The organism is Brevundimonas sp. C43 (assembly GCF_030732185.1).
Classification (GTDB): domain Bacteria; phylum Pseudomonadota; class Alphaproteobacteria; order Caulobacterales; family Caulobacteraceae; genus Brevundimonas; species Brevundimonas diminuta_C.
Genome location: NZ_CP132231.1, coordinates 2,519,394 through 2,544,698, shown reverse-complemented (window position 1 = coordinate 2,544,698; position 25,305 = coordinate 2,519,394). Strand labels below are relative to the sequence as shown.

Below are 25,305 nucleotides of genomic sequence, written 5' to 3'. Positions count from 1 at the left end.
GCGCCTTGCTCCTGCCCGCAACCCGCCTTATCCGGAAGGCCATGGCCGTTACCCCTCTGATCTGCCCGTCGATCCTCGCCAGCGATTTCGCGCGGCTGGGTGAAGAAGTCCGCGCGCTGGAGGCGGCGGGCGCCGACTGGATTCACGTCGATGTGATGGACGGGCATTTCGTGCCGAACATCACGCTCGGCCCCGACATCGTGAAGGCGATCCGGCCGCACACGACACTTCCGTTCGACGTGCACCTGATGGTCGCGCCGGTCGATCCTTGGCTGGAGGCGTTCCGCGAGGCGGGCGCCGACGTCCTGACCGTTCACCCTGAAAGCGGGCCGCACCTGCACCGCACCCTGGGTCGCATTCGCCAGCTGGGCGCCAAGGCGGGCGTCGTGTTCAATCCGGCGACGCCGCTGTCGATCCTTGAAGAGGTGGTCGATCTGGTCGATCTGGTGCTGATCATGTCGGTCAATCCGGGCTTCGGCGGTCAGAAGTTCATCGACAGTTCGCTGAAGAAGATCGCGGGCGCGCGGGCCATTCTCGACCGCGCCGGTTCGTCGGCTCACCTTCAGGTGGACGGCGGCGTGACCTCCGCCAACGCCGCCGCCTGCGTCGCCGCCGGCGCGGATGCGCTGGTCGCCGGCGCGTTCGTGTTCAAGGGCGATTACGCGACCAATATCGCCGCCCTGAAGGCCGCGCCGGCTGCTCAGAGCCTCTCGTGAGCCCGCTCGGCCCCTTCGCCCCGCGGGGCCAGGAAACGACGCTGGACGTCGCCTCGGGTCAGATTCCCGGCCTGCCTGGCGCGCCGGTGCGCACGCCCGTGCGGTCGGGCGACACGATCGCCGGACCCGGCCTGTGGCCCGCCATCGCCGGACGGTTGGCGACGCGGCAGCTGTGGATCGAGCTTTACGGTCTGCCCGGCTACGGCCTGACGCTTGGGGCTCCGGTGGGTGGGGGCAAGGTGACGGCTTTCGCCGCCACGCCGCGCGATTTTCGCCCGCACGATCCCGCGCCGGGCCGCAATGTTCTGGCCGGACGTTTCATGCTGGCCGGCGCCGCGATGGAGGTCGAGCCCCCGTCCGATCCGTGGAATCGGCCCAGTCCGTCGCGGCCCTTTGCGGTCGAACTTCACGCCTTCGCCTGGCTGCCGGGCCTGATGGCTCAAGGCGACCGGGGCGCGCGCGAGGCGCTGCGGTTGACGCTGGCCTGGGCCGACGCCTTCGCCCGTTGGTCGCCCTTCGCCTGGGGACCGGAAATCCTGGCGCGGCGGGTCGTCAATCTGGCGTGCGGCGCACGGCGGATGGGCGCCGTCGCGACCGAGGCCGAGCGGCTGAAACTGGCCGACAGTCTGGCGCGCCAGACCCGACAACTGCTGCGTCCGCCCGGCGGTCTGGCCAGCCGGGCCGAGCGGTTGACGGCGGCGGCCATCGGCGGCTGCGTGCTGGCGGGTGCGCCAGGGCAGGCCTTGCGTCGCCGCGCACTGTCGCGGCTGGACGGCGCCCTGAAGACGACGGTGCAGGCTGACGGCGGCCACGCCTCGCGCAGTCCTGAGGCGGGGCTTGAGCTGCTGCTCGACCTGCTGACGCTGGACGACGCCCTGTCGCAACTGTCCGAACCGACGCCCGAGAGCGTGTCGGCCGCCATCGCCCGGCTGACACAGGGCCTGCGCCTGCTGACCTTGCCCGACGGTCGGCTGGCCAGCTTCCAGGGCGGCGGCCCCTCCACGTTCGAACGCGTCGCGGCCGCCCGCGCCCACGATGACGAAGCGATGGCCAGAAGCGACGACGCGCCTGCAGCGACCGGTGCGGTCGCCGGCCTGACGCGCATCGCCAGCCCCCTGCTCACCATCATCGCCGACACCGCTCCGCCGGCGCGCGACGCCTGGGGGGCGGCCGCCTGCGCCCAGCCGCTGGCGCTGGAGATCGCCTGCGGCAAGGATCGTCTGGTGACCGGCTCGGGGTGGACGCCGGCCTCGACGGATCGCCAGGCCCTGCGCCTGACGCCCGCCCACTCTACCCTGACCCTGGGCGAGCGGTCGCTGAACGAACCGCTGGGCGGCTGGAAGGGCGACCTGTTGGGTCCGCGCCTGGTCGGACCGCCGATCCATGTGACCACCGACCTGCGCGACGGCGACGGCGCCGTCTGGCTGGAGATGGAACACGACGGCTGGAATGAAGTGTTCGGCCTGAATCATCAGCGCCGGCTGTATCTGGACCAGCGCCTGGACGAACTGCGGGCCGAAGAAAGGCTGTTCCCCACGCCAGGCCGCAAGGAGATGGTGCGCCAGATTGCGGCGCCCTACGCCATCCGCTTCCATCTGGAGCCGGGGGTTCAGGCCTCGCTGGCGCGCGACCGGCGGTCGATCCTGCTGCGCGGCGCCTCGGGCCGGGGCTGGTGGTTCAGGACCGATGGACCGGATGTGGCCATCGAGCCCAGCGTCCATATCGACGCCGGCCTGACCCGCCGTTCGCTGCAGATCGTGGTGCGCGGCTCGGCCCGCACCGACAGCGAGACCAAGATCCGCTGGAAGCTGAGCCCAGCCGGCGCCAGCGGCGAACCGACCTGATGCAAGAGCCCGATTCACGGCATCGACAAATCGCGTAGCGATTTGACCTCTGCCGATCAGGCTCTGAAACCGTCCGTGGGGTGACGGCGAAGCGGTTTGGGTCTAGACGGCGCGCCATCCTCCCCTGCCATCACGGACGCCGCCCATGCCCGCCGCTCCCGACTTTCCGCCCGCCCCCGACCGGGTCAAGCCGCAACGCGCCCTGATCTCTCTGTCCGACAAGGCCGGGCTGGAGGATGCGGCCCGCACCCTGCACGATCTGGGCGTCGAACTGGTCTCGACCGGCGGGACGCGCGCGGCGATCGAGAAACTGGGTCTTCCGGTCAAGGACGTGGCTGATCTGACCGGCTTCCCCGAGATGATGGACGGCCGGGTCAAGACCCTGCACCCCATCGTCCACGGCGGCCTCTTGGGCGTGCGTGACGCGGCCGACCATGCCCAGGCCATGACGGACCACGGGATCGGCGCCATCGATATCGTCTGGATCGACCTTTATCCGTTTGAAAGCACCGTCGCGGCCGGCGGCGCGTTCGAGGCAGCGGTCGAGAATATCGACATCGGCGGCCCGGCCATGATCCGCTCGGGCTCCAAGAACCACGGCTATGTCGCCGTCGCAGTCGACGGCGAAAGCATCGGCCTGATCCTTGAGGCGCTGAAGGCCGAAGGCTCGACCGATATGGCCCTGCGCAAGCGCCTGGCCGCCCGCGCCTTCGCCCGCACCGCCGCCTATGACGCCGCCGTCTATGGTTGGTTCGCCGGTCAGATCGAGGATGCCGCGCCGGCCCGCAAGTCCATCGCGGGCGCCCTGGCCCAGACCCTGCGCTATGGCGAGAACCCGCATCAGACGGGCGCCTTCTATCGCACCGGCGAGCGCCGTCCGGGCGTGGCCTATGCCGAACAGGTTCAGGGCAAGGAACTGGGCTACAACAATATCGCCGACGCCGACGCCGCCTATGAGCTGGTGGCCGAGTTCGAACAGCCCGCCGTGGTCATCGTCAAACACGCCAACCCCTGCGGCGTGGCAGTCGGCAAGGATCTGTCCGAAGCCTACGCCCGCGCGCTGGAATGCGACGCCGTTTCGGCGTTCGGCGGCGTGATCGCGGTCAACCGTCCGCTTACGGCTGAGGACGCCCGCGCCATCACGGGCATCTTCAACGAGGTTGTCATCGCCCCCGGCGCCGACGACGAAGCCAAGGCCGTCTTCGCCGCCAAGAAGAACCTGCGCCTGCTGATCACGGACGGCCTGCCCGACCCCCACGGCGCGGGCGAGGTGTTCCGCTCGGTCGCCGGCGGCTTCCTGGTCCAGAGCCGCGACCGGTCGCTGATCAAGCCTTCGGATCTGAAGATCGTGACGAAGCGCCAGCCGACGCCGACCGAGATTCAGGACATGCTGTTCGCCTTCACCGTGGCCAAACACGTCAAGTCCAACGCCATCGTCTACGCCAAGGACGGCCAGACCGCCGGCATTGGCGCCGGCCAGATGAACCGTCGCGACAGCGCCCGCATCGCCGCTATTCGTGCCAAGGAGGCTGGAGAGGCCAAGGGTCTGACCCAGTCGCTTGCCGAGGGTTCGGCCTGCGCCTCCGAGGCCTTCTTCCCCTTCGCTGACGGCCTGCTGGAAGCGGTCGCGGCCGGCGCCACGGCGGTGATCCAGCCGGGCGGCTCCATGCGCGACGCCGAGGTCATCGCCGCCGCCGACGAGAAGGGCATCGCGATGGCCTTCACCGGCGTGCGGGTCTTCCGGCACTGAGGATCGACCCCGGATGATCCGTGTCGAGGACGCCGACCCGGATCATGCCGACGCCAGCGTCCTGATCGCCGCCCTGTCCCAGCGACTGGCGGCGATCACAGGCTCCAGCGGCCAGGCCTCGTTCGATGCGGACGATGTGCGCGGTCCGGGCGCCGCCTTCCTGCTGGCGCGCGACGAGCAGGGTCGGCCCATTGGCTGCGGCGCCCTGCGTCCGCTCCAGCCGGGCGTCGCCGAAATCAAGCGCATTTACGCCGCCGTTTCGGGCCAGGGGATAGGCTCGGCGGTGCTCGCGGCCCTGGAGGCGCGGGCGAAAAGCCTCGGCTATGAGGAAATCCGGCTGGAGACGCGCCGCGTCAACACCACGGCCGTCGGCTTCTATGGGCGCGCCGGTTATCGCGAATGCCCGCCCTATGGCCGCTACATCGGCTGCCCGGAAGCCATCTGCTTCGCCAAACCGGTCGTATTCGCCTCCGTCTAAGTTGACTGGACGCCGGGACCGCCTCGTGCTGGCCTGCCGATCCCCCGCTTCTGGAGCCGCGCCATGACCACCCTGATCCGTCCCGAAGGCCAGACCGCCGATGATCTGAAGCTCAGCCGACGTGCCGTGGGTGCCCTGGGCGGCCTGTTCTTCTGCGGCTATGCGGTGGCCGCCCTGGCCAAGGAGGCCAAGCCGATCGTCACCGACGCGACCGGACTGGAGACGGCCGAGGTCGCCTATCCGGCGCCGGACGGGTTCCAGCTGCCGGCCTATGTGGCGCGTCCGGCCGGAGACGGTCCCTTCCCCGTCGTGATCGTAGTGTCCGAGATTTTCGGGGTTCACGACTATATCAAGGACATCTGCCGTCGTCTGGCCAAACAGGGCTATGCCGCGATCGCGCCGGCCTTCTTCGTCCGGGTCGAGGATCCGGCGCCGCTGTCGGACATGCAGCGGATCATGCAGATCGTCGGGGCGGCCAACTACGAGCAGGTGATGGGCGACCTGTCAGCGACGCTGGAATGGGCCAGCCAGCAGTCGTGGTCCAAGGACGGCAAGGTCGGCATCACCGGCTACTGCTGGGGCGGCAAGGTGGTGTGGCAGGCGGCGGCGCGCTTCGCCGCCATCGGCGCCGGCGTGGCGTGGTACGGCCGACTGGCGCCCGCCGCCGATGCGACCCCGGTTCAGGTGTCGTCGGGCCAACCCTGGCCGGTCGATATCGCCGACGACCTGAAGGCGCCGGTGCTGGGCCTGTACGGCGGCAAGGATCAGGGCATTCCATTGGCCAGCGTCGAACGGATGCGCGAGGCCCTGGCGCGCGCCGGCCAGACTGGCAGCCAGATCGTAATCTATCCCGACGCCCAGCATGGCTTCCACGCCGACTATCGCGCCAGCTACGCGGAAGCGGACGCCAAGGACGGCTGGTCCAAGCTGCTGGCGACGTTCGAGAAGACTATAAAAGCGTAGATCAGGCCTTGCCGTCGAAGGTGTGGGTCTCGGCGGCGGGGGCGGCGCCATAGGGCTTCGGGGCTTGCGCTCCGGATCCCTTGGCGGCGACGACGACCATGGCGGGGCGGACGGTGCGGCCGAACAGTTCGAAACCGGACTGCATGGTCTGGATCACCGATCCGCCGGCCACGGTCTCGGACGGCTGTTCCATCATCGCCTGGTGCAGATGCGGGTTGAAGGCCTCGCCCGCCTCCGGCGCGACGCGCTTCAGGCCGTTGGCGTCGAAGGCCTGCAGCAAAGCCTTCTGCGTCAGCTCCAGCCCGGTCACCAGACCGGCCGTTGCGCCCTCGGCGTCCTTGGGCGCAGCCATCAGGGCGCGTTCCAGATTGTCGGCGACGCCCAGCAGGTCCTTGGCGAATCGTTGAATGGCGAAGGCGCGGGCGTCGTTCTGCTGCGTCTCCGAGCGGCGCTTGAGATTCTCCATCTCGGCGGCGACGCGCAGGGCGCGGTCCTTCCATTCGTCACGCTCGGCGATCACGGCGTCCAGCGGCGCCAGATCGTCTGACGGATGGGCGTCCAGGCCGTGTTCGGCGTTGGTTTCGGCCATGTCGGCGTCCACGGCGTTCAGTTCGTCGTTAAAGGGCTTGTCGCTCACTTGTCGTTCCCGTCCAGCATCCGGCCCAGCACCCGGGCGGTATAGTCCACCAACGGAATGACACGGGCGTAGTTCAGTCTTGCAGGGCCTATCACGCCGATGGCGCCCAGAACCCGCTGTCGGCCGCTCATATAGGGCGCCGCGATCACGGCGGAACCCGAAAGTGAAAACAACCGTGTCTCTGCGCCGATGAAAATGCGCACGCCCTGCGCCGCGTCGACCCCGTCCAGCAGGCCGATCAACTGTTCCTTTTGCTCCAGATCATCGAAAAGGACGCGGACCCGCTCTAGATCGGCCAGGCCTTCCCGGTCCTGAAGCAGGTTGGCGCGACCCCGCACGATCAGGGCGCGCTCCCGATCCTGCCCGCCGGACCACGCAGCGAATCCGTCCTCGACCAGGCGGGCGGCGGTCTGGTCCAGTTCGCGCCGTGCGATTTCCAGCTCTTGCGTCATCTCGCGCCGGGCGTCGGCGAAGGGGCGGCCGCGCAGGCGGGCGTTCAGGAAGTTGGAGGCCTCGACTAGAGTCGAGGGCGTGACGCCGGCCGACAGGGTCATGATGCGGTTTTCGACCGTGCCGTCGTCAGCGACGATGACCGCCAGGGCCTGATCGCCGCCCAGGGCGACGAACTCGACATGTTTGACGCCGGAATCACGGACCGGACTGGAGACGACGCCTGCGCCGCCGGCCAGGCCCGACAGCAGGTTCGAGGCTTCATCCAGCGCCGCCTCGAAGTTCCGGCCGCGCCCGGCGAGCCGCCCATCGATCTCGCGACGCTCTTCCTTGGTCAGGTCGCCGACCTCAAGCAGGCCGTCCACGAACAGGCGAAGGCCCGCATGGGTCGGGATGCGCCCGGCCGAGGTGTGGGGCGCCGCCAAAAGGCCCGCGAGGGTCAGATCCTGCATGGTGTTGCGGATCGAGGCGGGCGACAGGGCGATGCCGCCCAGCGACAGGGTCCGCGACCCGACCGGCTCGCCGGTCTCCAAATAGGATTCCACGATACGACGGAAGATGTCGCGCGCCCGAGCATCCAGCCCCGCCAGACCCGCGAGGGCCAGATTCGGGGATGGGCCGGCGTCGAACGGCGGGTTTTTCGGGGCATACAGGCTCACGGTTTCAGGATAAGCACCGCCGCCACAGCTTCCAAGGTCAGACTTCCAAGGACCCTTCCCATGCGCCATTCGCAACGCACCGACGATCAACTGCGTCCCGTCACCATCGAGACCGGCGTCAACCGCTATGCCGAGGGCTCGTGCCTGATCAGCTTCGGCAACACCAAGGTGCTGGTGACCGCATCGATCGAGGACAAGGTGCCGGGCTGGATGCGCAACTCGGGGCAGGGATGGGTGACCGCCGAATACGGCATGCTGCCCCGCGCCACCCACACGCGCGGCCGTCGTGAAGCCGCCGCGGGCAAACAGTCGGGCCGCACACAAGAGATTCAGCGATTGATCGGTCGCTCCCTGCGCGCCGTGGTGGACCTGAAGGCGCTTGGCGAACGTCAGGTGCTGATCGACTGCGACGTCATCCAGGCCGACGGCGGCACCCGCACGGCGTCGATCACCGGCGCCTGGGTCGCCATGAGCCTGGCGCTTAATTATCTGCGCGACGAGGGCGTGCTGAAGGCCGATCCGATCACGGATCAGGTAGCGGCTGTGTCGTGCGGTGTCTGTGACGGCGTGCCGGTGCTGGACCTCGATTACGAAGAGGATTCCGAGGCCGAGGCGGATTCGAATTTCGTCCTGACCGGTTCGGGCCAGATCGTCGAGGTCCAGGCCACCGGCGAGAAGCGCGGTTTCTCGCGCCCCGAGTTCGACCGGCTTTTCTCACTGGCCGAGATCGGCTGCACCGAACTGTTCGCCCTGCAGAAGGCGGCCCTGGCGGCGATGAAGCGATAAGGGGGTTTCACCTCGGGGCGCGGCCGGGCATCGTCGCCCGGTTGATCCTGACCGGAGATATGCCCATGCGTCGACCTCAATGGCTTTCGCTCGCCGCCTGCGCCTTTCTGGCGGCCTGCCAGCCGGCCGGCCCGAACCAGAAGTCGGCGTCCGACGATCCAGTGGCGAACGCTGATGTGATCGACGCGGTGCCGCTGCAGGCGGACGCTGAGCCATCGACGCAAGCTCAAAAACCTGTTTCAGAAAAGACTGAGCCACAGCCAGCGCCTGCACAGCCGCCAGCTGAAGCTGCGTCAGCGCCTGATCCAGAGCAATCGCGGACCACAATACCGGAAGCTTGGGACATGAAGGCCGGCGAGGTGCAAAACTGTCGCGACGCCATCGGTTCCGCAGCCGCCGCGCGACTGGTTGAACGCTGCATCCGTGTCAGCCCCGCGACCCGCCCTCCCTGCAATGCCTCAAACCCCTGCGCCCTCATCCAGGGTGAGATCGAGCGGTCTTGTAAGCTATGGCAGGGTGACGGTGATCCGCCGGCGGAGTGCCGGAACTAGCGACGGTCAGGCTGAGCGCACCGCGCCCGCCACATCGGCCACCACCCGCTTGACCAGCGCCTCGTCGTCGCCCTCGGCCATGACGCGGATCAGCTTTTCCGTGCCCGAGGGACGGACCAGCAGCCGTCCCTGACCGCTCAGGGCCGCTTCGGCCTCGGCGATGGCGGCCTTGACCGTGTCGGTCTCCAGCGGCTTGTCGGCGGTGAAACGGACGTTCTCCAGCTTTTGCGGAACGGGATCGAACTGGCGCGCCAGTTCGCTCATCGGCTTGCCGGATTCCACCAGGACGGCCAGCACCTGCAGCGCCGCCATCAGGCCGTCTCCGGTCGTGGCGTGGTCGTGCAGGATGATGTGGCCCGACTGCTCGCCGCCGATATTGAAGCCGCCTTCGCGCATCCGTTCCATGACATAGCGGTCGCCGACCTTGGTCCGCTCCAGCGTCAGGCCTTCGGACTTCAGTTTACGCTCCAGCCCCAGATTGGACATGACGGTGGCCACCACGCCGCCCCCGGTCAGGAGGCCGCGCCTGGCCCAGTCCAGCCCGACCAGGGCCATGATCTGATCGCCGTCCACGACCCGACCCATCTCGTCGCAGATGATCAGCCGGTCGGCGTCGCCGTCCAGGGCGATGCCAATATCGGCGCGATAGCGTTTGACCGCATCGGCCAGGGTCGCCGGATAGGTCGAGCCGCACTCGGCGTTGATGTTGGTGCCGTTCGGGGTCACGCCCACGGGGAAGACCTCGGCGCCCAGTTCGAAAAGAGTGGTCGGCGCGACCTTGTAGCCGGCGCCGTTGGCGCAATCGACGGCGATGCGCAGCCCTTGCAGCGTCAACCGTTTGGGGAAGGCCTGTTTGGCGATCTCGATATAGCGGGCCTGGGCGTCGTCGATGCGTTTGACCCGGCCCAGCTTATTCGACGGCGCCAAGTCCTTATCCAGGCCTTCGTCCATCATGGCCTCGATTTTCAGTTCGATCTCGTCCGACAGCTTGTAGCCGTCCGGCCCGAACAGCTTGATTCCGTTATCGGCATAGTCGTTGTGCGAGGCCGAGATCATGACGCCCAGATCGGCGCGCATCGAGCGGGTCAGCATGGCCACTCCGGGCGTCGGCACGGGCCCGAAGGTGCGAACGTCCATGCCCACCGAAGCAAACCCGGCGACCAGGGCGGGCTCGATCGTATAGCCGGACAGGCGGGTGTCCTTGCCGATCACCACCAGATGGCGGCGATCGTCGTCGGTGCGGAACAGTTTCCCGGCGGCCAGACCGACGCGCAACGCGACCTCGGCCGTCATCGGATAGGTATTGGCGCGCCCGCGAATGCCGTCGGTGCCGAAGTATTTTCTGTCGCCCAAGGCAAGGTCCTTTGGTTCGGGTAACGTTCCGAAACCCCTTTTTTGATGCGGCCTGTCTTAAGATTGCATAGACGGCCGGTGGGGCTTGATGTGTGGCTTAGCCCCGGATCGCCGCCAGTGCAAAGCGGCGCCCTTTTCCTGACTTCTCGGAGCCTTCGCTCATGTGCGGCATCATCGGCGTCACCGGCAATGGTCCTGTCGTTCCCCGGCTGATCGACAGCCTGAAACGACTGGAGTACCGCGGCTATGATTCCGCCGGCGTCGCCGCAGTCGTGGACGGCTCGGTCGAGCGCCGCCGCGCCAAGGGCAAGATACGCAATCTGGAAGCCGTCTTGGCCGAGGATCCGATGACGGCGATGGTCGGCATCGGCCATACGCGCTGGGCCACCCACGGCGCGCCGACGACAGCCAACGCCCACCCGCACAAGGCTGGGCGCGTCACCTTGGTCCACAACGGCATCATCGAGAATTTCGCCGAGCTGAAGGCCGAACTGGCCGCAGAGGGCCATGTCTTCGAGAGCCAGACCGACACCGAGGTCATCGCCCATCTGCTGGATGCGGAACTGGGGCATGGATGGGCGCCTCTGGAGGCCTTCAAGTCGGTGCTCGATCGGCTGACCGGCGCCTATGCGCTGGCGGTGCTGATCGATGGCGAGGACGATCTGATCCTGGGCGCCCGTAGAGGCAGCCCACTGGTCGTCGGCTGGGGCGAGGACGAGATGTATCTGGGCTCGGACGCGCTGGCCGTCGGTCCGTTCACGCAGAAGATTTCCTATCTGGAAGAGGGCGACTATGTCGCGGTGACCAAGACCGGCGCTCAGATGTTCGACCTCACGGGCGCGGCGGTCGAGCGGGCCGTGGTCCAGGTCTCGGCCTCCTCGGCCCTGGTCGAGAAGGGTGAATATCGCCACTTCATGGAGAAGGAGATCCATGAGCAGCCCGACAGCGTCCAGCACACCCTGTCGGAATATCTCGACTTGGTGACCGGCAAGGCCAAGGCCAACGCCATCGACTTCGGCGCCGTGGACCGGATCCAGATCGTGGCCTGCGGCACCGCCTTCTACGCCGGCCAGATCGGCCGTTACGCCTTCGAGCGCCTGGCCGGCCTGCCCTGCGACGTCGAGATCGCATCGGAGTTCCGCTATCGCTCGCCTGCGGTGTCGAAATCCACCCTGGCCGTCGCCGTCAGCCAGTCGGGCGAGACGGCCGACACCCTGGCCAGCCTGACCTGGTGCAAGGCGCAAGGGTTGCAGACGGCCGCCGTCGTCAATGTCCATTCGTCTTCCATGGCGCGCGAGGCCGCCGTCCTGTGGCCCACCCACGCCGGGCCCGAGATCGGCGTCGCCTCCACCAAGGCGTTCACCGCCCAAGTCGCGGCTCTCTTGGCCCTGGCCGTGGCGGCTGGCGTGTCGCGCGGCCGGATCGATGCGGCTCACGAGGCCGAACTGGTGAAGGCTCTGTTCGAAAGCCCGCGCTTGATCGCCGAGGCCCTGACGATGGGCGACAGCATCCGCGCCGTGACTCATGACCTGTCAAAGGCCGACGATGTCCTTTTCCTGGGCCGGGGCGCCATGTTCCCGCTGGCGATGGAAGGCGCGCTGAAGCTGAAGGAGATCAGCTATATCCACGCCGAGGGCTATGCCGCCGGAGAGTTGAAACACGGCCCCATCGCTCTGATCGACGAAGAGACCCCGACCATCGCCCTGGCTCCGCTCGACGACGTGTTCGAAAAGACCGCGTCCAACCTCCAGGAGGTTGCCGCGCGGGGCGGCCCGGTCATCATGATCGCGCCGGAAAAGGCCCCCGATCCGCACGGCGCTGGCATTCGCCGCATCCACGCCCCCGACTGCCACCCGCTGATCGCGCCTCTGGTCTATGCGGTGCCGGTGCAACTGCTGGCCTATTATACCGCCGTCCAGAAGGGCACCGACGTCGATCAGCCCCGCAACCTGGCCAAGTCCGTCACGGTCGAGTGAGGCTCGCCTGCCAGCCGGCGTAGCGTGTCCGGGTCGATGATCTGGATTGCGCCGCGCCGGAGCCGCACCGCCCCGGCGGCGCTCAGTTCCGTGCAGGCGGTCGATATGCTGGCGCGCCGCACGGCCATCAGGTCCGACAACTCGGTTTGACGCAGAGCAAGGACGTTGCCCCCTTCTCGGTCATGAACATCGAGTAGCAGAGCGGCCAGGCGCTGGCTGACCTTCAGGGCCGCATGCCGAGAAAGCTCGGCTTGAAGGGCGCTGTTGCGACGCATCAGGTCCGTCAATGACGCCTCGACCAAGCTGTCGCGAGGGAGTATTTGCGCGAGTTTTGCTGCCGATACTGTCAGGAACCGACCCGCTGTCAACCAAAGGGCGGATTCGGTTTCGCCGCCGCCTAGCACGGCATCGAAGTTGATTACGTCGTCGCTGGAGGCGAGCCCCCTTGAAAGGAAGCCGTCGAGCCCGATCCGAGCCACGACACCGGAAAGCACAAAGGTGACGATGGGGTGGCCATTGTCGGTGGGTGCGGTCCGTGCGCCGGCCTCGGCGAAGAACGCGTCGCCTGCGTCCAGGCCTTGGAGTGCAAGGCCGGACAACAAGGTGTGTGCGAGGTTCGACGTTGACATGCCTCGTCTAGAGGGCCGATCGCCGTTTTTCGCGATAACATGCGTTAAGCCATCAGACGGGCTCTGATTGCAGACGAAGATAGGTCGGATCGAACTCGGCGATTTCGGCCAGGCGACGCCAGTCCAGAATATCGATCCGCCCGCCCGCCCAGGCGACGACGCCCTCGCTGCGGAGCTCGGAAATCAGACGGCTGACATGGACAGTCGAAAGGCCGAGCGCGTCGCCCAGCGTCGTTTGCGTCAGCGGAAGATCGAATGACAGATCGCCTGTCTGGCCGACAGCTTGGAGGCGCAGGTAAAGCTCGCACACCAGATGTGCCAGATGGCCAAGGCCGCTCCGTCGGCCCATAGCCACCAGCCACTGCCGATGAATGGCGGCGTCGATGATGGTGTCCAGCCAAAGCAGTCGGCCCAGATGCGGGTGACGCTCCGTGATGTCGATCAGACTGCTGTGGGGCGCCTCTGCGATCACGCAGTCGGTTAGGGCGACCACGCCGTGATCCATCTGCTTCATCAACAGGCTGTGCAGGTCGATGAAGTCGCCCGACACATTGATTTCGGTGATCTGCCGAGACCCGTCTTCCAACGTGGAATACCGCGCGGAAAAGCCCGAGATCAGAAGGGTGCTGTGCATTGGCCGGGTGTGCTCGCGAACGATGTCGGACCCGGCGGGCGCTGTCTTTGGGGCATCGAGAACATCTCGTAAGGCGGCGATCTCCTCTTCGTCGAGACGGTCTCTCAGCGACAGCTTGTCGACCAATGTGGTGATCTTGGCGGGGCCGACGGCCTTGTGCATCAAACCTCTCCCGCCAGCGTCCAACCCTCAGGCGCCTGGTCAGACGCGGCCGCCGTCACGCTGACCACGGTTTGACCCTCCGCATCCGTGACGATGACGCTGAAGGCGCCGGTCGTCCAGAAGGACGCGCCCCTGTAGCGCAGGATTTCGCCCAGAACGGCCACGGCTTCCTCGCGGGCCGCGTCAACGCTCCTCAGTTCCTCGCCCTGCTCGTCGCGGACACAATCGCCATTCTGGGTATGGAAAAAATAGCGCGGCAATCTTCCCTCCTGGCCTCAGCCGAGAGGGAAGCGGTCACGGGCGCGATTGGTTCAGTCCGCTGTGATCTTTCAGATTTCCTGGTTGAAGGCCCCGATTTCAGGATAGGCGGCCAGGCGAGGCTTGATCTCCTTGCGGAACAGATCACGCATGTCGTCTTCGGAGCGCATGCTCTCGACCACGACGACCAGTTCCGGCTTGTTGGACGAGGCGCGGACCAGAACCCATGAGCCGTCTTCCAGGTGTACGCGAACGCCGTTGACGGTGATGGCCTCGACGATCTTGCGGCCCAGGATTTCGCCACCGGCTTCGGCCAGATCGGAATATTCCGTCACGATCCGCTCCAGCACATCGTATTTCAGCTCGTCGTCGCAGTGGGGCGACATGGTCAGGCTGGTCCAGGCGTCCGGCAGAGCGGTCTTCAGTTCACTGAGTTTCTTGTCAGGATTGCGGTCCAGCATGGCCAGCACCGCGCCAGCCGCGACCAGACCGTCGTCGTAGCCGTGACCCAGATCGCCGGCCATGAAGAAGTGGCCCGATTTCTCGAACCCGGCCAGGGCGCCCAGTTCGGCGGTCTTGCGCTTGATGTAGGAGTGGCCCGTCTTCCAGTAGACGACCTCGGCCCCATTCGCCTTCAGGATTTCGTCGGTTTTGTAGAGGCCCGTCGACTTCACATCGACCACGAAGGTGCTGTCCGGATAGACCTTGGACAGGTCGCGCGCCAACATCAGGCCGATCTTGTCCGCGAAAATTTCCTCGCCTGTGTCGTCCACAACGCCGCAGCGGTCGCCGTCGCCGTCGAAGCCCAAGGCCAGATCGGCGCCCGTCTCCTTCACCCGCTGGGCCATCTGCACCAGCATGGCATGATCTTCGGGGTTCGGGTTGTATTTGGGGAAGGTGTAGTCGAGGTCGGTGTCCATCTCGATCACCTCGACCCCCATCCGCCGAAGGGCGTCGGGGGCGAAAGCGCCGGCCGTGCCGTTGCCGCAGGCGCAGACCACCTTCAGCGGGCGTTTGATCTGCACCTTTGAGGCCACGTCGGCGACATAGGTTTCGCGGAAGTCTTCGACCCGCACCAGCTTGCCGCCCGAGCGGGCCACGCCCTCTCCGTTGAGAACGATTTCTTTCAGTCGGCCCATCTCGTCAGGGCCGAAGGTCAGGGGTTTGTTCGCTCCCATCTTCACCCCGGTCCAGCCGTTCTCGTTATGGCTCGCGGTGACCATGGCCACGCAGGGCGCGTCCAGTTCGAACTGACCGAAATAGGCCATGGGCGACAGGGCCAGACCCACGTCCAGAACCTCCATCCCGCCTTCCAGCAAGCCCAGGATCAGGGCCTGTTTGACGCTGAGGCTGTAGCCGCGAAAGTCATGGCCGGTGACGATCCTCGGGGCGACGCCGATTTCATGCACATAGGTCGCCAAGCCCAAGCCCAGCGCCTGAATGCCGAGGAGGTTTATTTCCTTCTCCAGTATCCAACGCGCATCATATTCGCGAAAGCCCGTCGGCTTGACGAGGGCCTGCGTTTCGTACGCGGCCGTGTTTGGCTTGAGATCCTGGCGGGGCTTGAGCATTGGCTGTCCTTCGATGTCTCGGCCAAACGCGTCGCAGGACGCGTCGATCCATGGTTTAGGTCAGGCTGCGGCGCGTTTGCGGATGCGGGCGATGCGCCGAAGGCGACGCCAGAAGCGGCCGCGCTCTGGTTCGGGATAGGGTTGCAGGTTTTCGACAAACTGCTCAGCCGAAGCACGCCAGCTGAACTTCTCCGCATAGGTTCGGACGGCTTTGCGATCCAGGTCGAGACATTCCAGGCAGGCGGACCTGAGGTCTTTGTCAATCGCGCCGGCGTTCGAGCCGGGGATGATGTCGATCGGGCCGTGAGCCGGATAGGCCGCGACCGGCGTACCGGCGGCCATGGCTTCCAGAATCACCAGACCGAAAGTGTCGGTCCAGCTTGGGAACACGAAGACGTCGGCATCGCGGAAACAGCGGGCCAGATCGTCGCCAAACTTGGCGCCGAGGAACTTGGCATCCGGATATTTCTCTTCGAGCTCGGCGCGGGCCGGGCCATCGCCCACGACGATCTTTGTGCCGGGCAGGTCGAGCTGCAGGAAGGCCTCGATATTCTTCTCGACCGCAACACGACCGACGTTCAAAAAGAAGGGCCGCGGCCAGTCCTTGCCGCCAAATTCTTCGTAGATGCGCTCCAGGTCGGGATTGAACACATCCGTGTCCACGCCCCGCGACCAAGGGGAGACATTCTTGAACCCATGCTCGACCAGCTCGTCGCGCAGGGTCGGTGTCGCCACCATCAGGCGTCCTGACGGCTTGTGGAACCACTTCATATAGGCGTAGCCGACCTGAACCGGGATCGGGAAACGGGCCGAGACGTATTCGGGGAATTTGGTGTGATAGCTGGTTGTGAACGGCAGCTTCCATTCCACGCAAATGCGTCGTGTGGCGATGCCGATCGGACCCTCCGTGGCGATATGGACGGCCTCGGGTTCGAAGGCCCGCAGCATCTCGCGGATTTCTTCTTCCGCTCCCAGCGCCAGCCGGATCTCCGGATATGTGGGACACGGGATGGTCTTGAACAGACTGGGCTCGATGACCTCGACCTCGTGGCCCATGCCGCGGCATTCCGCGACCGTGCGGGTCAGGGTGCGGACGACGCCATTGACCTGCGGCTCCCAGGCGTCGGTGGCCAGAACGATGCGCATTGAGGCGGGCGGACCCTGAGCCGTTGATAAGGGGCGAACTTCTAGACGGTTCGAATGACGAAGGCGAGACGGCTGCGGTTGTTTGGGGAAGTTCGATAGGATAAGCGGCCTGAAAGGGCGCCTTCGGGGGTTCGGCGATCTTACGGCTCAGAGCCGCGTCTTATTGGATAGCCAAAATGCCGAAATGGCCAACATCGGTTTCCAGATTTCTGCGACCGACGATCGAGCCCCAACGACCGTATTTCTATCTCGGCGAAGGTCTCGCTCTGACGCAGTTGATGGCCGGGCCCTTTGTCTACGTGGATCCGCTCGAAGAGAGCGTCTGTCCGCATCTGATCGCGCAGGGAACGTGGGAGGCCTGGATCGCCAAGGTCGTGCTTGATCTCTTGCAGCCCGGCGACAAGGTGGTCGAGGTCGGCGGTCATGTCGGATTCTACACCTTGTTGATGGCGCAGAAAGTCGGGCCGCAAGGTTCGGTGCTTACGTTCGAAGCCAACCCTAGATTGGCCGCTTTGGCCACACGCTCCGTCCGCTTCAACGGCTATTCGCCATGGGTGCGGATCGTGCGGCAGGCGGTAAGCGACACAGAAGGATGGATCAAATTCTCTGTTTCGCGCCAATACGGCGGTGGCGGGCACGTCTATGTGTTGGATGATGCATTGGGCGACGACACCCAGGTGCTCGAGGTCGAGTCGGTGCGCCTAGACAGCCTTGGTCTGTCCAATATCCGGTTGCTGCGCATTGATGCGGAAGGGTCCGAGCCCCTCATACTCGCAGGCGCGAAGACCTTACTCCAGCAGCCGGATATCGTCTTGTGCATCGAGTGGGATGTCATTCAGATGCGATCACGCCAAGACCCGCAAATACTGGTCGACCAGCTTGTCGGCTGCGGGTTCAAATTCTGGCGCATAACCACGCAAAGCGAGTTGGTTCTTGTCGACAATGACGCCCTGACGAACCTGCCGTCTTGCGATCTGGTCGTCGCAAGACGGCATCCGCTCGAGCCTCGGTGACGGATCAGGCCAGATCGACTTCTGAGGCTTGCACCAGGCGCAGTTCGTTCAGGGTCTGTCTCATTTGACTGTATGCGGCCATGATGTGGTAGAATGAGCTGGCCGGAGCAGGTTCATCGATGAAAGAGCCCTGTTCGAGCAGCTTGTCACGCCATAGACCTTGCGGCGTCAGATAAAGCCACAGAGCCCGTAGCGCCGCAGCAGCCTGCTCGAGGCAGACTTTGCGTTTTCCATCATCGGCAAGCGACGCCAAAATCAGCGACGCCTTCAACCACTCCGTCTGGGGCCAAAGACGCGAGCGCGCGCTACGCACGGCGCCATCGATGTTCATCGCGTCGATGGCGACACCGCGTTTGGTGTCGATCCCCCTTAGTCCGGCCTCATACAAACGCCAAGCATCGGCCAAGGCCTCGGCATCTTGGCGCTTGCGACCATATCTGGCGAGAAGCCATGCCCATTCGAACTGATGGCCGGGCTCGACCAAGGCGCCGTCCTTGCCTTCAGCGGGCGACCAGTCGGACTTAAAGAATTCGCGCAGGCATCCTGTGTCTTTGTCAATAAAATGGGTGCGAGCAAGACGAACGATCTGGTCGGATAGGCTCGACCAGTTCGGACCTCCACCCGCTTCTTCCCAGGCAAGGGCGGCTTCGAGGAGATGCATGTGGGCGTTGGACTGATAGGGATGGTCGCCCGCCTCCTTCAATCCGCCTTCGGCATCAGCGCTCTCCAGCAGAATGTCGCGGACTGCCGCGGCCTGTTGTTCAAGCGCCGCGTCGCCCTTGGCGTCGGCGATCACCGCGAGAGCGAAGATCAGGAAGGCCTGATCGTAAATCATCGCCGTTTCGTCCAATGGGCCGCCGTCGGCGGCCAGCAAGGTCCGCATGCGGCCGTCAGGTCGAAGGAACACCGCAGTCAAGCGATCCACGCCTTTTGCCGTCACAGATCGCCAGGGGCCTTCCCAACCCTGTCGTCCGGCATCTGCGTAGACCTGCAATTGACGAGCCTGAACACGAGCGCGGCGTGATGTGGCGACCCTGCGACCGTCGAGCGCCAGCACCTCTTCAAAGCCGCCGTCATCGCCCTGTCCCAAACTGGACCACATGGGCAGAGCAGCCTGTCTCAACCAATTGGTCAGCCGCGCGGCTCCAGCCTCAAGCGTCTCCTGGGGTTCAGGCGATGGAAAATCGAGATGCTGCGGCGAGAGCTTGCGCAATCTTTCGACAACCGCCTTGACGTCCTGACTCCTCCTCAAGTCCGTCACCAGAACCGCGTCATGTTCCACAACAATGCCGATGTCCCGAAGACCTATGGCCGCCACCATCACGCCATCACAGGCGCGGATCAGGCAATTTTCAGAGTCTTCGAGCACGTGCAGGCCCACATCGCCTTCCCCTGATGCGTGCACGGAGTCCCACGCGCCGAGATCCGACCATTCAAAGCGAACGGGAAGCACAGATGCGCGCGTCGTGTTTTCCATCACGGCATAGTCGATGGAAATCTTGGGTGCGGACAAAAAGGCCGATCCCAAAGTGAGGCAGGGGCCGTCCATCACGGCATGGTCCACGGCCGACCGCACAGCTTCCGCTACGGCAGGGGCGCGCTGCCCGATCTCTGCCGCCAGCACGTCGGCGCGCACGATGAAGTTGCCGCTGTTCCAGAGATAGCCTTCTGAAATGTAGCGCTCAGCCGTGGCTGCATCCGGCTTCTCGACAAAGGCCGACACCTCGGACAAGCCAGAGTTGGAGGGCGCGATATATCCATAGGCGGACGAGGGCGCCGTGGGAACGACTCCAAGTGTGACGATTCGTCCGGCGGACGCCGCAGCGACGGCTTCACCGACCGAGGTTCGAAACGCCTCGGCGTCGGGAATATGATGATCGGATGCGACGAAGAGATTGACGGCCGTCGGGCTGCGCTCGGAGGTCCACAGCGCTGCGGCAGCCATTGCGGCCGATGAGTCCCGACCTTCCGGCTCCAGCAGCACGACGGCGTCGATACCGACTTCTTCGAGCTGTTGCAGGATCGCCGACCTGTGTGAGACACCGGCGACCACCACAAGCTGCCCGCCACCCTCGGCAAGTCCAGCGACCCGCGCTACTGTTTCCTGAAACAGAGACCGGTTTCCGGCCAGCGGGATGAACTGTTTGGGTCGCGACGGGCGAGAAGCGGGCCAAAGCCGAGTGCCTGAACCGCCGCACATGATTACCGGATAGATGGGGGGCATCTGAAAAACGCAGCAGTTGTCGGGACGTATCTACTAGACGAGCCCTTCTCACGCGTCACCCGTTCGAATGCAATGTCCGCCTAAAGCGGCAGCACCGTCGTCGATTTCACCTCTTCCAGCACCGCATAGGTTCGGGTTTCGCGGACGCCCGGCATCCGCACCAGCACGTCGCCGAGGAAGGCGCGGTAGGCGTCCATGTCGCCGACGCGGGCCTTGATCAGGTAGTCGAAGCCGCCGGCGACCATGTGGCACTCAAGCACCTCCGGCTGACTACGAACGGCGGCGGCGAAGGCTTCGAAGACGTCGCCGGTGGTGCGGTCCAGCAGGACCTCGACAAAGATCAGCAGGTCCCGGCCAACCTGAGCCGGGTCGATCATGGCGGCGTAGCCGGTGATGATCTTCTTTTCGCGCAGCCGTTTGACTCGTTCGAAACAGGCGGCGGGCGACAAATTGCAGCGCCGCGCCAGTTCGGCGTTGGAGATGCGGGCGTCGGTCTGAAGCACCCGCAGGATGCGGCGATCAACGGCGTCGATATCGATCATCGGAAATCACGGCCTCGCACCGAATGAACTTCGGTCCAGCCATGTATCATACGAAGCACCTTCAATGAACTCCGGCATATACGGCTGAAATCCACAGGATTTGTCGCCGATGACCACGCCCGCCTTCATGCCTTCGAGCCTGGCCGCCTGGGACGGTCTGGATACGCACAAGTTCCGCGACGAGCGTGAGGCCGTCGCCGCCAATCTGGCGCGCATGCCTCTGGATGCGAACGAACGCGCGGATGTCGTCGCGGAGGCCACCGCCCTGGTCGAACACGCCCGGCGCAGCCAGAAGAAGCAGGGGGTGGTCGAAAGCTTCCTTCAGCAATTCAGCCTGGGCACTCGCGAGGGCCTGGCCCTGATGTGTCTGGCCGAGGCCCTGCTGCGCGTGCCGGACGAGGAGACGCGCGATCGGCTGATCGCCGAGAAGATCGGTTCCGCCGACTGGGCTTCGCACCTGGGCCAGTCCGACAGCCTGTTCGTCAACGCCTCGACCTGGGGTCTGATGCTGACCGGCAAGCTGGTCGATGTGGACGACGAGGCGCGCACCGATCTGCCCGGCTTCCTCAAGCGGATCGCCGGCCGACTGGGCGAGCCGGTCATCCGCCAGGCGGTGGCCACCGCCGTCAAGATCATGGGCGAGCAGTTCGTGGTCGGCCGCACCATCCAGGCGGCGCTGAAGCGGTCGAACAAGGAAGGCTGGCTGTGCAGCTTCGACATGCTGGGCGAGGGCGCCCGGACCATGGCCGACGCCGACCGCTATGAGAATATCTACGCCGACGCCATCGAGGCGGTGGGCCAGACATCCAAGGGTCAGGGACCGGAGCACGGCCACGGCGTTTCGGTGAAACTGTCGGCCCTGTCGCCCCGCTATGAGGCGACGCACGAGGATGACGTCTGGGCGACCCTGTATCCCCGCATCCTGCGCCTGGCCCAGATCGCGGCGAAATACGACATCAACTATACGATGGACGCCGAGGAAGCCGACCGTCTGGCCCTGTCGCTGAAACTGCTGGACCGGCTGGCGCACGAACCCAGCCTGGGCGGCTGGACCGGCTTGGGTCTGGCGGTTCAGGCCTATCAGAAGCGCGGCCTGGAGACGATCGAACGGGTCGCAGACCTGGCGCGTCGCTCGGGCCGCCGGCTGATGGTGCGCCTGGTCAAGGGCGCCTATTGGGACACCGAGATCAAGCGCGCCCAGGTCTTCGGCCGCACCGACTATCCGGTTTATACGACCAAGGCGGCGACCGACCTGAACTACCTCGTCTGCGCCAAGGCCATGATCGAGGCCGCGCCGGCGATTTACAGCCAGTTCGCCAGCCACAACGCCCACACCTTGGCCGCCGTCCGCCGCATGGCGCGTGATCACGGCGTTGTAGTCGAGCACCAGCGCCTGCACGGCATGGGCGAGGCCCTTTACGACGCTGCTCATGAAGCCTGGGCCGATGAGACCGTCATCGTCCGCGCATACGCCCCCGTCGGCGGGCATGAGGAACTTCTGCCCTATCTCGTGCGGCGCCTGCTGGAAAACGGCGCCAATTCCTCCTTCGTCCACGCCCTGCTGGATGAGCGCGTGCCCGCCTCGGCTGTCGCGGCCGATCCCATTTCCCTGGTCGAGCAGTCGCCTGACCGTCACCCCAAGATTCCGGTTCCGAAAGACATGTACGGCGATCGTCAGAACTCCCTCGGCCGCGACTACTCCCAGGCCGCCGACCGTGAAGCCCACGCCAAGGCGCTGGAACTGGTCGACCGCGAGAAGTTGACCAGCGGTCCCATCATCGGCGGCAAGCTGCGGGCCGGCATCGACGCCCAGGACGTGACCAATCCCTTCGACCGATCACAGGTGCTGGGCCATGTCTCGGAAGCCGAGACGTCCGACATCGACGCCGCGGTCCAGGCCGCCGCTGAGGCTCAGGTCAAATGGGACCGCCAGGGCGGCGCCAAGCGCGCCATCGTCCTGCGCGCCATGGCCGATGCGCTGGAGGCCGATCTGGACCGGCTGGTCGCCCTGCTCAGCCGCGAGGCGGGCAAGACCCTGAACGACGGCGTGGCCGAGGTGCGCGAGGCCGCCGACTTCTGCCGCTATTACGCCCTGCTGGCCGAGCGCGACTTCACCGCCCCGGAAACGCTGAAGGGCCCGACCGGCGAGACCAACCAGCTGTTCCTGCACGGACGCGGCGTCTTCGCCTGCATCTCGCCGTGGAACTTCCCCCTGGCCATCTTCACCGGCCAGATCGCCGCGGCCCTCGCCGCCGGCAACGCCGTGCTGGCCAAGCCCGCCGAACAGACGCCGCTGATCGCCGCCGAGGCCGTACGCCTGTATCACAAAGCCGGTCTGAACCCCGACCTGCTGGCCCTGGTCCCCGGGCGCGGCGAGACGGTCGGCGCAACGCTGGTCACCCATCCGGGCATCGACGGCGTCGCCTTCACCGGCGGCACCGACACAGCCGCCGCCATTAACCGCGCCATCGCCGCCCGGCCCGGCGCCATTATCCCCTTCATCGCCGAGACCGGTGGCCTGAACGGCATGTTCATCGACACCACGGCGTTGAAGGAACAGGTCATCGACGACGTGATCCAGTCGGCCTTCGGCTCGGCCGGCCAGCGCTGCTCGGCCCTACGCGTCCTCTATGTGCCCAAGGATTCGGCCGACGCCCTGATCGAGGGCCTGAAGGGCGCTCTGGCGGTCCAGACCGTCGCCGACCCCGCCGATCCCAAGACCGACATCGGCCCCGTTATCGACCCCGAATCCCGCCGGGCCCTCGAAGCCCACGTCGAGCGTCTGTCAAAAGAGGCGAAGATCATCGCCCGCGCCGCCCTGCCGATGGGCGCCGAAAAGGGCGACCTGTTCGCCCCTACCATCGCCGAAATCCCCACGCCCGACTTCCTGGAGCGTGAGGTCTTCGGCCCCATCCTGCACATCTACCGCTACGCCCCGTCCGACCTGAAGTCGGTCGCCGGCAAGCTCGCCGCGCGCGGCTACGGATTGACCCTGGGCGTCCACAGCCGCATCGAAGCGTTCGCTGCCGAAGTCGTCGACCTGGTCCCCGCCGGCAACGTCTACGTCAACCGCTCGATCACAGGCGCGGTCGTCGGCGTCCAACCCTTCGGCGGCGAGGGCCTGTCAGGCACCGGCCCGAAGGCCGGCGGCCCCAACAGCTTGATTCGTTATGCGGCCGAGAAGGCGATCAGCGTCAATATCGCGGCACAGGGTGGTGACCCGGCGCTGCTGAACCTTTAGGCGTTCAGCGCGCGCTTCAGCGCCTCAGCGACACGGAGGATGTCGTCGGACGACAGCAGTTCGTGGGTGGGCAGGTTGATGCCCTGGGCGGCGCAGAGGCGCGCGTTCGGGGCGTCCACGTCCGCATCGTAATAGGGCGGCATGTCGTTTACCGGATAGAAGACCGGACGGGTTTCGATCCCTTCCGCATCCAGTCGGGCCATCACTTCGTCGCGCGAGACCTTGCCGTTCGGCTTCAGCTGGATCGTGTACATCCAGAAGGAATGCACGCAGTCGTCCGCCGTGAACGGTAGATCGATCAGGTCGGTCAGTCCGCTCAGTGCGTCATTATAGGCGGCAGCAATCTCGGCGCGGCGTTTAAGGGCGTCTTCGATCCGCTCCATCTGCGCCACCCCGATGGCGGCCGTCAGGTTGGTCATGCGATAGTTGAAGCCGACCATCGGGTGCCAGTAGCGGCGCTCAGCGCTCATGCCCTGGCTGCGCAACAGGCGCATCCGTGCGGCCAGCGCGTCATCGTTAGTGGTGACCGCACCACCCTCTCCGGTAGTGATGATCTTGTTGCCGAAGAAGCTGAAGCTGCCGCATTGGCCGATCCCGCCGACGGGACGGCCGCGATAGCGGGCGCCGTGCGCCTCCGCCGCATCCTCGATCACCCACAGGCCGTGGCGGTCGGCGATCTCCATGATCGGCCCCATGTCTGCCGAATGACCGTAAAGGTGGACCACGACGATGCCCTTGGTCCGGGGCGTAATGGCTTCTTCGATCCGGGCGGCATCGATGTTGAAGGTGCGGGGATCGTTGTCGACGAAGACGGGCGTGGCGTTGCAGTAATGGACGCAGTTGGCGGTGGCGATATAGGTCAGCGATGGCATGATGACCTCGTCGCCTGCCTCCAGACCCAGCCCAACCATCGCCAGATGCAGCGACGTCGTGCCGTTGTTGCAGGCGATTGCGTGTTTCGTCCCGGCCATTTCGGCGACTTGGGCCTCGAAACGCTCGATGAAGGGGCCTCGCGACGAGATCCAGGTGCTGTCCAGCGCCTCGTTGACGTAGGCCTTCTCGCGGTCCGACAGGCGAGGAACGGCGACGGCGATGCGGTCCATGAGATTACCTTGTTGCTCTTGCGCGGGCGGGGGTCCCGACGGCGACAGTATTAGATGGAATATCGTGAATAGCGGTGGCGCCGGCGCCTAGGACGGCGTCGGCTCCGATCGAAACGCCCGGTGCGACGGCCGAGCCCACGCCGATCATGGCGCGGTCGCCGACGATGACGGAGCCGGCCAAACGGCTGCCGGGCGCGATATGGACCGCAATGCCAAGGCGGCAGTCGTGATCAACGGACGCGCTGGTATTGACGATGCCGAACGGCCCGATGCGGCATTCGGCGTTCAGGACGGCGCCCGGCATGACAATGGCGCCGCGCTCGACCTCGGCGGACGGCGACACTACGGCGTTCGGACTGATCAAGGCGGGCAGGCTGAAACCCAGGGCTTCCAACTCGACCCCGATACGTTCCCGCACGCGATTGTTCCCGATGCCTAGGGCGGCGAAACGCACGCCGTTCGACAGCAGGGACGACGCCATGTCGTCCCTACCGATCACAGGCGCGCCGACAACGAACCGAGGCGTGTCGTCGGCGTCCAAGCAACCCACGACCTCGAACCCGCAGGACCTCGCCAGTTCGACCACGATCTTGGCGTGTCCGCCCGCGCCGATGACCAC

21 protein-coding genes are annotated in these 25,305 nt (G+C 65.8%); 9 read left to right on the top strand and 12 right to left on the bottom strand.

Going from position 1 to position 25,305, the window contains the following annotated elements; genetic code table 11:
- Nucleotides 1-41: 41 nt before the first annotated feature.
- The 5 genes from rpe (at nt 42) to Q9R14_RS12805 (ending at nt 5,751) form a co-directional block, all read left to right on the top strand.
- Entirely contained in the window at nt 42-716 is a 675-nt protein-coding gene (gene rpe / locus Q9R14_RS12825) for a ribulose-phosphate 3-epimerase (protein WP_306002637.1), read from the top strand.
- Entirely contained in the window at nt 713-2,560 is a 1,848-nt protein-coding gene (locus Q9R14_RS12820; protein WP_306002636.1) for a heparinase II/III family protein, read from the top strand. Before rpe ends, Q9R14_RS12820 begins: the two co-directional genes overlap by 4 nt.
- Nucleotides 2,561-2,705: 145 nt before the next feature.
- Nucleotides 2,706-4,310 carry a bifunctional phosphoribosylaminoimidazolecarboxamide formyltransferase/IMP cyclohydrolase gene (purH, locus tag Q9R14_RS12815; protein WP_306002635.1) on the top strand — a complete coding sequence of 535 codons (1,605 nt, stop codon included), beginning with the start codon at nt 2,706-2,708 and terminating at the stop codon, nt 4,308-4,310.
- Between the two features lie 13 nt (nt 4,311-4,323).
- The gene (locus Q9R14_RS12810) at nt 4,324-4,788 is read left to right on the top strand and encodes a GNAT family N-acetyltransferase (protein WP_306002634.1); all 465 of its coding nucleotides are present in this window, start codon (nt 4,324-4,326) and stop codon (nt 4,786-4,788) included.
- Nucleotides 4,789-4,851: 63 nt separating this feature from the next.
- The gene (locus tag Q9R14_RS12805) at nt 4,852-5,751 is read left to right on the top strand and encodes a dienelactone hydrolase family protein (RefSeq protein ID WP_306002633.1); all 900 of its coding nucleotides are present in this window, start codon (nt 4,852-4,854) and stop codon (nt 5,749-5,751) included.
- 1 nt (nt 5,752) lies between these two features.
- Here Q9R14_RS12805 and grpE read toward each other — a convergent pair whose 3' ends face one another.
- The gene (grpE, locus tag Q9R14_RS12800; RefSeq protein WP_371929790.1) at nt 5,753-6,340 is read right to left on the bottom strand and encodes a nucleotide exchange factor GrpE; all 588 of its coding nucleotides are present in this window, start codon (nt 6,338-6,340) and stop codon (nt 5,753-5,755) included.
- A 44-nt stretch (nt 6,341-6,384) separates the two neighbouring features.
- Nucleotides 6,385-7,443: a heat-inducible transcriptional repressor HrcA gene (gene hrcA, locus Q9R14_RS12795; RefSeq protein ID WP_306004152.1), complete on the bottom strand. Its 1,059-nt coding sequence runs from the start codon at nt 7,441-7,443 to the stop codon at nt 6,385-6,387.
- Nucleotides 7,444-7,557: 114 nt separating this feature from the next.
- On the opposite strand from hrcA, the gene rph reads away from it, so the two are divergent.
- On the top strand, nt 7,558-8,283 hold the full coding sequence (rph, locus tag Q9R14_RS12790; protein WP_306002631.1) for a ribonuclease PH: 726 nt from the start codon (nt 7,558-7,560) through the stop codon (nt 8,281-8,283).
- A 557-nt stretch (nt 8,284-8,840) separates the two neighbouring features.
- Here the strand turns inward: rph and glmM are convergent.
- The gene (gene glmM / locus Q9R14_RS12785; RefSeq protein ID WP_306002630.1) at nt 8,841-10,187 is read right to left on the bottom strand and encodes a phosphoglucosamine mutase; all 1,347 of its coding nucleotides are present in this window, start codon (nt 10,185-10,187) and stop codon (nt 8,841-8,843) included.
- Between the two features lie 161 nt (nt 10,188-10,348).
- On the opposite strand from glmM, the gene glmS reads away from it, so the two are divergent.
- Nucleotides 10,349-12,163, top strand: coding sequence for a glutamine--fructose-6-phosphate transaminase (isomerizing) (gene glmS / locus Q9R14_RS12780; RefSeq protein ID WP_306002629.1), 1,815 nt, complete (start codon nt 10,349-10,351; stop codon nt 12,161-12,163).
- On the opposite strand, the gene Q9R14_RS12775 is transcribed toward glmS, so the two are convergent.
- From Q9R14_RS12775 to Q9R14_RS12755, 5 genes are all read right to left on the bottom strand, one after another.
- A complete protein-coding gene (locus Q9R14_RS12775; RefSeq protein ID WP_306002628.1) occupies nt 12,124-12,792 on the bottom strand; it encodes a helix-turn-helix domain-containing protein in 669 nt (222 codons plus the stop codon). The two genes, glmS and Q9R14_RS12775, sit on opposite strands and share 40 nt — an antisense overlap.
- Nucleotides 12,793-12,844: 52 nt before the next feature.
- Complete coding sequence (locus Q9R14_RS12770) at nt 12,845-13,588, bottom strand: Crp/Fnr family transcriptional regulator (RefSeq protein ID WP_306002627.1); 744 nt, start codon at nt 13,586-13,588, stop codon at nt 12,845-12,847.
- Complete coding sequence (locus tag Q9R14_RS12765) at nt 13,588-13,848, bottom strand: hypothetical protein (RefSeq protein ID WP_306002626.1); 261 nt, start codon at nt 13,846-13,848, stop codon at nt 13,588-13,590. The genes Q9R14_RS12770 and Q9R14_RS12765 overlap by 1 nt, the downstream gene beginning before the upstream one ends.
- Before the next feature lie 69 nt (nt 13,849-13,917).
- A complete protein-coding gene (locus tag Q9R14_RS12760; protein ID WP_306002625.1) occupies nt 13,918-15,417 on the bottom strand; it encodes a phosphomannomutase/phosphoglucomutase in 1,500 nt (499 codons plus the stop codon).
- A 60-nt stretch (nt 15,418-15,477) separates the two neighbouring features.
- Nucleotides 15,478-16,563 (bottom strand): glycosyltransferase family 1 protein, encoded by a 1,086-nt coding sequence (locus tag Q9R14_RS12755; RefSeq protein ID WP_306002624.1) that lies wholly within the window; start codon nt 16,561-16,563, stop codon nt 15,478-15,480.
- Nucleotides 16,564-16,739: 176 nt separating this feature from the next.
- Here Q9R14_RS12755 and Q9R14_RS12750 point away from each other — a divergent pair, with 176 nt between their 5' ends.
- Nucleotides 16,740-17,576: an FkbM family methyltransferase gene (locus tag Q9R14_RS12750; RefSeq protein WP_306002623.1), complete on the top strand. Its 837-nt coding sequence runs from the start codon at nt 16,740-16,742 to the stop codon at nt 17,574-17,576.
- A gap of 4 nt (nt 17,577-17,580) precedes the next feature.
- Here Q9R14_RS12750 and Q9R14_RS12745 read toward each other — a convergent pair whose 3' ends face one another.
- Together Q9R14_RS12745 and Q9R14_RS12740 are read right to left on the bottom strand one after the other, a co-directional pair.
- On the bottom strand, nt 17,581-19,800 hold the full coding sequence (locus tag Q9R14_RS12745; RefSeq protein WP_306002622.1) for an AGE family epimerase/isomerase: 2,220 nt from the start codon (nt 19,798-19,800) through the stop codon (nt 17,581-17,583).
- Between the two features lie 80 nt (nt 19,801-19,880).
- Entirely contained in the window at nt 19,881-20,342 is a 462-nt protein-coding gene (locus Q9R14_RS12740) for an Lrp/AsnC ligand binding domain-containing protein (RefSeq protein WP_039243792.1), read from the bottom strand.
- Nucleotides 20,343-20,451: 109 nt separating this feature from the next.
- Here Q9R14_RS12740 and putA point away from each other — a divergent pair, with 109 nt between their 5' ends.
- The gene (gene putA, locus Q9R14_RS12735; protein WP_306002621.1) at nt 20,452-23,583 is read left to right on the top strand and encodes a bifunctional proline dehydrogenase/L-glutamate gamma-semialdehyde dehydrogenase PutA; all 3,132 of its coding nucleotides are present in this window, start codon (nt 20,452-20,454) and stop codon (nt 23,581-23,583) included.
- Here putA and Q9R14_RS12730 read toward each other — a convergent pair.
- Nucleotides 23,580-24,686 carry a DegT/DnrJ/EryC1/StrS family aminotransferase gene (locus Q9R14_RS12730; protein WP_306002620.1) on the bottom strand — a complete coding sequence of 369 codons (1,107 nt, stop codon included), beginning with the start codon at nt 24,684-24,686 and terminating at the stop codon, nt 23,580-23,582. The genes putA and Q9R14_RS12730 overlap by 4 nt on opposite strands.
- 4 nt (nt 24,687-24,690) lie before the next feature.
- On the bottom strand, nt 24,691-25,305 hold the full coding sequence (locus Q9R14_RS12725) for an acetyltransferase (protein WP_306004151.1): 615 nt from the start codon (nt 25,303-25,305) through the stop codon (nt 24,691-24,693).

What these genes read in the sequence shown, in the direction of transcription:
- putA (WP_306002621.1), top strand. Translation starts at nt 20,452, where the DNA reads ATGACCACGCCCGCCTTCATGCCTTCGAGCCTGGCCGCCTGGGACGGT.
- Q9R14_RS12730 (WP_306002620.1), bottom strand. Translation starts at nt 24,686, where the DNA reads ATGGACCGCATCGCCGTCGCCGTTCCTCGCCTGTCGGACCGCGAGAAG.
- rpe (WP_306002637.1), top strand. Translation starts at nt 42, where the DNA reads ATGGCCGTTACCCCTCTGATCTGCCCGTCGATCCTCGCCAGCGATTTC.
- Q9R14_RS12750 (WP_306002623.1), top strand. Translation starts at nt 16,740, where the DNA reads ATGCCGAAATGGCCAACATCGGTTTCCAGATTTCTGCGACCGACGATC.
- Q9R14_RS12760 (WP_306002625.1), bottom strand. Translation starts at nt 15,417, where the DNA reads ATGCTCAAGCCCCGCCAGGATCTCAAGCCAAACACGGCCGCGTACGAA.
- Q9R14_RS12805 (WP_306002633.1), top strand. Translation starts at nt 4,852, where the DNA reads ATGACCACCCTGATCCGTCCCGAAGGCCAGACCGCCGATGATCTGAAG.
- Q9R14_RS12745 (WP_306002622.1), bottom strand. Translation starts at nt 19,800, where the DNA reads ATGCCCCCCATCTATCCGGTAATCATGTGCGGCGGTTCAGGCACTCGG.
- grpE (WP_371929790.1), bottom strand. Translation starts at nt 6,340, where the DNA reads ATGGCCGAAACCAACGCCGAACACGGCCTGGACGCCCATCCGTCAGAC.
- Q9R14_RS12740 (WP_039243792.1), bottom strand. Translation starts at nt 20,342, where the DNA reads ATGATCGATATCGACGCCGTTGATCGCCGCATCCTGCGGGTGCTTCAG.
- Q9R14_RS12810 (WP_306002634.1), top strand. Translation starts at nt 4,324, where the DNA reads ATGATCCGTGTCGAGGACGCCGACCCGGATCATGCCGACGCCAGCGTC.
- glmS (WP_306002629.1), top strand. Translation starts at nt 10,349, where the DNA reads ATGTGCGGCATCATCGGCGTCACCGGCAATGGTCCTGTCGTTCCCCGG.
- Q9R14_RS12770 (WP_306002627.1), bottom strand. Translation starts at nt 13,588, where the DNA reads ATGCACAAGGCCGTCGGCCCCGCCAAGATCACCACATTGGTCGACAAG.
- Q9R14_RS12775 (WP_306002628.1), bottom strand. Translation starts at nt 12,792, where the DNA reads ATGTCAACGTCGAACCTCGCACACACCTTGTTGTCCGGCCTTGCACTC.
- purH (WP_306002635.1), top strand. Translation starts at nt 2,706, where the DNA reads ATGCCCGCCGCTCCCGACTTTCCGCCCGCCCCCGACCGGGTCAAGCCG.
- rph (WP_306002631.1), top strand. Translation starts at nt 7,558, where the DNA reads ATGCGCCATTCGCAACGCACCGACGATCAACTGCGTCCCGTCACCATC.
- Q9R14_RS12755 (WP_306002624.1), bottom strand. Translation starts at nt 16,563, where the DNA reads ATGCGCATCGTTCTGGCCACCGACGCCTGGGAGCCGCAGGTCAATGGC.